Raw genomic sequence first — 5156 nt, 5'->3', positions numbered from 1 at the left:
CCATGAAGCATTGATCCCCTCGGACACATGGCTGAAATGCCGGAAAAAGCTCATGGCAAATACCACCTTCCAGCAGGGGCGGAAACCGAAAAACACTTGGCTGGCCGGAAAAATCAAATGCGGGCATTGTGGGTATGCGCTGAAAGCCACCCATGTACCAAACAGCACAGGCTATTTCCGCTGCACCAAACGGACGGAAAACAAAGGTTGTCCGGGCTGCGGGAAAATCCGCAAAGAAGAATTTGAGCAATTCATTTTCTCGGCCATGCAGGAGAAGTTCAAAGATTTTCAGATACTTCACGGCAAAGAGGAAAAGATCAATCCGAAGCTGACAGCTTATCAAGTAGAGCTGGCGCAGGTGGAGGCAGAAATTGAAAAGCTGCTGGACACACTGACCGGAGCCAATGCGACCTTGCTTGCCTACGCCAACAAGAAAATCGAAGAACTGGACACCCGCCGTCAGACCATTTCAAAAGCAATAGCCGATTTGAGCGTCGAAACCATATCGCCTCAGCAGATAAAGAAACTGTCCTATTATCTCGACAACTGGGAGAGCATAGATTTTGACGACAAAAGAAAAGCCGCCGATGGCTTGATTTCTACAATCAAGGCCACCAGCGACCGTGTTCAGATAGAGTGGAAAATCTGACATTTCCGCTCTATCGCCCCTCATTTCTATTTTATCTCGTTTGTACCCCTTGTACACCGACGCTTGGGAGAGCGTAGATAAAACCGGTGAAGTCCTAAAATGCTGGTGAGAAATGTTGGGTTTGTCCGGTAAGACAACTAATTTTTCCTGCTCGTCAATAATAGAAGCAGAAATAGGCATAGATTTTTTAGATGGAATGACAGTTTCTCCAAAGAAAATGGGCATAAAGATAGAACCTCAACATTTTCGGAAACGCAAAACATACTATACTTCCCCAGGACATCTTCACTCAACAACTGCTTGGATGAAAAATTTCCCTGCCTCAAAAAGTGCTTAATAGATATACACAATAGCACCTCATCCATGGTGGATATATGTATGGATCGACTTGAAGTATAAAAATAGACATTTACTTTTAAGATCGATTGCTCTACTTGCATTTTATATCCACATGGTTTAGAATGAGGTTACGAGGCAAAAAAATAGTGCGGCAGGGATAGAGGGCGGCAACCCTCTATCCACTGTACAGGTGTCGTGACCACTATGCACAACTGCGTCAGCAGTACCACATCCACAGTATAATGCAATCTTGTTGAATTAGCAAGGTGCGTTATACGAGTTGTGTAAAGCACATAGCGAGGAACTTTCGTGCGTGCATGGGTATCTTTATACCTGTGTGCGCTCTTTTTGTCTCGGCGGCAGAAGCTCAAGGGGAGACAGGCTGGCTCTGTCCCCCTTGGGTGGAAGCTGTTGAGAGCTTAAGACAGATAGAAGGGAGTTTGGCAATATGAAAAGGGCAAGGATACTTATAGTTTCGCTTGCCGCTGCGTGTCTTCTGGTGTTATCCGCTTGCGGCCCCAAGGAGCTTCCGCAGGACAGCACCACAAGCACGGGCACATCAAGTATTTCTGGGAATACAAAAGAGGATTCCGGTGAAAAGCCTGTCCAGCAGGATACAGTGGATAAAACCGAAACGACACCTGCTACCCCAGAGCAAACAATAGAAGATCTGAGTGATATACAAAAGGAACCGGTGGAAACATCTGCCCCCACAGAACAGGAGCAGCTTTTCACTGATTGTAACGAGACCATGTATGCAACCACCACAGTAAATGTACGTTCCAGTTATAGCACCAACAGCGATAAGCTGGGTAGCTTAGCTAAGGCTCAGTCCGTTAAGTGCACTGGCATTGGCACTGGAGCTGCAGCAGGTTGGAGTCGGATAGAGTTTAATGGTAAGGTAGCCTATGTATCTAGTGACTATCTCAGTACTACCAAGCCACAAGTAAATACCTCAACTGGTTCAAGTGGTAGTTCTAGTGGTCAAACCAGCAAGCCAAGCAGCAAGCCCAGTACAGGTGGAAACAGTGGTAGTTCTGGCGGTCAAACCAGCAAGTCAAGCACTGGTGGTAACACATCCAGCGGAGGCAGTAGCTCTGGCGGCAGCTCTAGTGGAGGATTGGGCGACTTAGCCAACCAGATACAGCAAGACAGAGACGACATGGGATATTCAGGTGCTGATGCTGGAGGATATCTTACTGACGAAGATTATGACTGGATATCTGGTAATGTACAGTTAGACTAACCATTATTTGAAGAAGGTAAAGCTCACTACATTTTAGGTACATATACTTAATAATATGAACTGAGGGATTGGAAAGAGGGGACAGTCAATTATGACTCGACTGAAAAAGATGCTGTGCGGAATTCTGGTAGCCTGCATGATGTGTGGTTTATTGGCAGGCTGTGGTTCGGACGGTGTTCCTGCTTCTGGATATGTAAATTTTGACACTTCCGGTAGTGGAGTATTGAACCTTTACAGTTGGATGACTCAGGATGAGCTTAACTGGTACAAGGAGAACGATGTTAACACCTACGAAAGTAATTACGCAAACCGAATCAATGGTATTACAGCGGTAGGCAATGACGGCAAGACGTATGTCGCACTGGACGATGAGATGCAGTTCAGCAATGTACAGTCTATTCTCTATATCTTTGACCAACGAGATTTGGTTGAAAACATCTCTGCTGGAGTAATTACAGAAAACGGCCAGAACTATATGAATATTAGCCTTACGGTTAAGAGTCAACCTGAGTTTTATGCTATGCTTGATAAGGAGTATGAGGCATCTGTTCCCCATCTTACTCCTGAGCAGCTGGCTGAGAAAACGGCCGAAGTCAATGCTTACAAGACTGTGACCAGCTTTGCTGAAATTGACTTTAATTTCCCTGGTGAAGTGACAGTTAGCGGCAACTCCAACATTGTGAAAAAGACTGGCACTAACACTGCCCACATTACACTGGATCTTCAGGACAAGAAGGAGACCATTACCATTAAAGGCAGTTTGACTGATAACGGTAATGGTACGGTTACTCCTCCCGCTCAGGGCAGCCTGGATAACTTTAAGAAGGTCAACACCTACAACGGACAGTTTACTGATGTTCCCGCCAATGCCTGGTACAAGAAGGACATGACGACTGCCTATGAGCTTGGTCTGGTGTCTGGTACTTCTGCCAACTCCTTTAATCCCAATGGGCAGCTGAGCATTACGGAGGCAATGGTGCTTGCGGCTCGTGTTCGTTCTATTTATAACGGTGACAACCATGACTTTACTGCTAAGGCAGGCGAATACTGGTTTGATCCCTATTTTGATTATGTATTTGAGCAAGGTATCATCAATGAGGGCACCTTCCATCTGCTGAATGGTGGCCTTACCAATATGAGTTCTGGAACGCCTGATTATGGCCCCATTACCCGTTCCAGTATGGCTTATCTGTTTGCCAGCGCGCTGCCCGATACTTGCTATCCTGCCATCAAGAACGTGACCAACATTCCCTATGACAAGACGGATGGAAAGCCTGGCTATGCAACCTGGTGTCTGCCCATTGAGCTTTGTGATTCCGCAATCTACAAGCTGTACAATGCAGGTATTCTTAACGGCGAGGACAGCAAGGGAACCATGAGTATTTACAAGTATATTACCCGGGCAGAGGTTGTTACTATTCTCTCCCGTGTAGTAGACATTGACTCCCGTAAGTAACACCATTCCCTTGAGACTCCTGACAGTTTGCAGAACTGTTTGTCGGGTAAAAGACGGGAAGTCTCCTGTGAAATGGTTGTGCCCTTTGGAGATAGCCCGGAAAGAAAGGTGGCAAGACAAGGAAGTCAGGCACAACCACAATTTTAAAGAGAGAAAGGGAACATGGATTATGAAAAGAATTGTTGCTCTGTTTTCGGCTGTGGTTCTGTGCATGGGACTGGCTGTCCCGGCAATGGCAGCCGGTGGATATGGCCCCTATTCAGTAAAGGATAGCGCCGGAAAGGATTGGTCTTTTACCTCTGCAAAGGTGGAGGAGCGTACCATTACGCTGGACTGGTTTGGCGAGACCATGGAAGAAAAGGCTTCCGTTATCGTAGTGGAGCCTGGCAGCAGCATTACTTACTCCGAAGGCTATGGTACCTATATGGAGTACATCAAGAACGGTGATCGTTATGCTCCTGTGGAGGCCACTGTGGGAGAGATCAGTGAGACAGTAACTACCAATGAGCTGTTCCGGGACAACATTGGCATGATCAGCTTCTCCACGGGCACGAACTTTACCGAGGTTTATGTGGTCTTGGGGGACGGCTCCAGCCAGCCTCAGCCTGACAACGGCTTTTCCGATGTTGCCGCCAATGCCTGGTATGCTGAGCCTGTCAAGTGGGCAGTAGAGAAGGGAATTACCAGCGGTACCAGCGCCAATACATTTTCTCCTGATATGACCTGCACCACTGCTCAGATTTTGACCTTCCTGTGGCGTGCCAATGGGTCTCCCGCCCCCACGATCAACAACCCCTTTACCAATGTGGTAAATGACGCTTACTATGCAAGCGCCGCCGTGTGGGCCTATGAGAAGGGTCTGGTTTCCGGTTCTTCTTTTGAAGGCGATACCCCCTGCACTCGCAGCGCCACTGTGACCTATCTGTGGAAGCTGGCGGAAAAGCCTGTTGTAGTGGCTGCTGATTTCAACGATGTAGCCGCTGACGCAGAATATGCTCAGGCAGTGGCTTGGGCGGTGCAGCAGGGAATTACCGCTGGTACCAGCGCTACTACTTTTAGCCCTGATGTGACCTGTACCCGTGGCCAGATCGTCACCTTCCTGTATCGTGATATGGCATAATGAATAGATTGACCGCCCCACCTAAACGCAGGTGTGGGCGGTCATTTTTATAGGCGCTGTTGTTTAGTTGGGCACGGTAGACGTAAGTGATTAATAATCACCCGCCTATCATCTCACGTAACCGTCAAATCTCCCTGCGCATAAAAAGGCCGCCATCTCAATGCACAGGCACTTGAACCGCCCCAAATTGTGCGGACAGCACAAAAAGGCCTCAATGTAGGGAAATATGAAGTTTTAAGCGGAGTGGCGCAGCGTGAGCGGCGCCACTCCAGTTTTTAGCTGGATGCGCTCGTGGTTGTAAAAATTGATATAGCGGTCAATCATCTCATTGGCCTCACAGAATGAG

The 5156-nt window shown here is 47.6% G+C and carries 5 protein-coding genes; 4 read left to right on the top strand and 1 reads right to left on the bottom strand.

What is annotated here, in order from left to right; translation table 11 throughout:
- The 4 genes from E0E29_RS17135 to E0E29_RS17120 form a co-directional block, all read left to right on the top strand.
- Positions 1-649, top strand: a 649-nt coding sequence (locus E0E29_RS17135; protein WP_207303633.1) for a recombinase zinc ribbon domain-containing protein, incomplete at its 5' end; no start/stop codon positions are given.
- A 787-nt stretch (positions 650-1436) separates the two neighbouring features.
- Positions 1437-2234, top strand: a complete 798-nt coding sequence (locus E0E29_RS17130; RefSeq protein WP_130850968.1) for an SH3 domain-containing protein — start codon at positions 1437-1439, stop codon at positions 2232-2234.
- A 91-nt stretch (positions 2235-2325) separates the two neighbouring features.
- Positions 2326-3690, top strand: a complete 1365-nt coding sequence (locus E0E29_RS17125; RefSeq protein WP_130850967.1) for an S-layer homology domain-containing protein — start codon at positions 2326-2328, stop codon at positions 3688-3690.
- A gap of 169 nt (positions 3691-3859) precedes the next feature.
- On the top strand, positions 3860-4810 hold the full coding sequence (locus tag E0E29_RS17120) for an S-layer homology domain-containing protein (RefSeq protein WP_130850966.1): 951 nt from the start codon (positions 3860-3862) through the stop codon (positions 4808-4810).
- Between the two features lie 234 nt (positions 4811-5044).
- On the opposite strand, the gene E0E29_RS19345 is transcribed toward E0E29_RS17120, so the two are convergent.
- Positions 5045-5156, bottom strand: a 112-nt coding sequence (locus tag E0E29_RS19345) for an IS3 family transposase (protein WP_165449966.1), incomplete at its 5' end; no start/stop codon positions are given.

It is taken from the genome of Intestinimonas timonensis (assembly GCF_900626145.1).
Taxonomy (GTDB): domain Bacteria; phylum Bacillota; class Clostridia; order Oscillospirales; family Oscillospiraceae; genus Intestinimonas; species Intestinimonas aquisgranensis.
The sequence above is the reverse complement of the archived record's forward strand: the minus strand, read 5'-3'. Positions and strand labels throughout refer to the sequence as shown.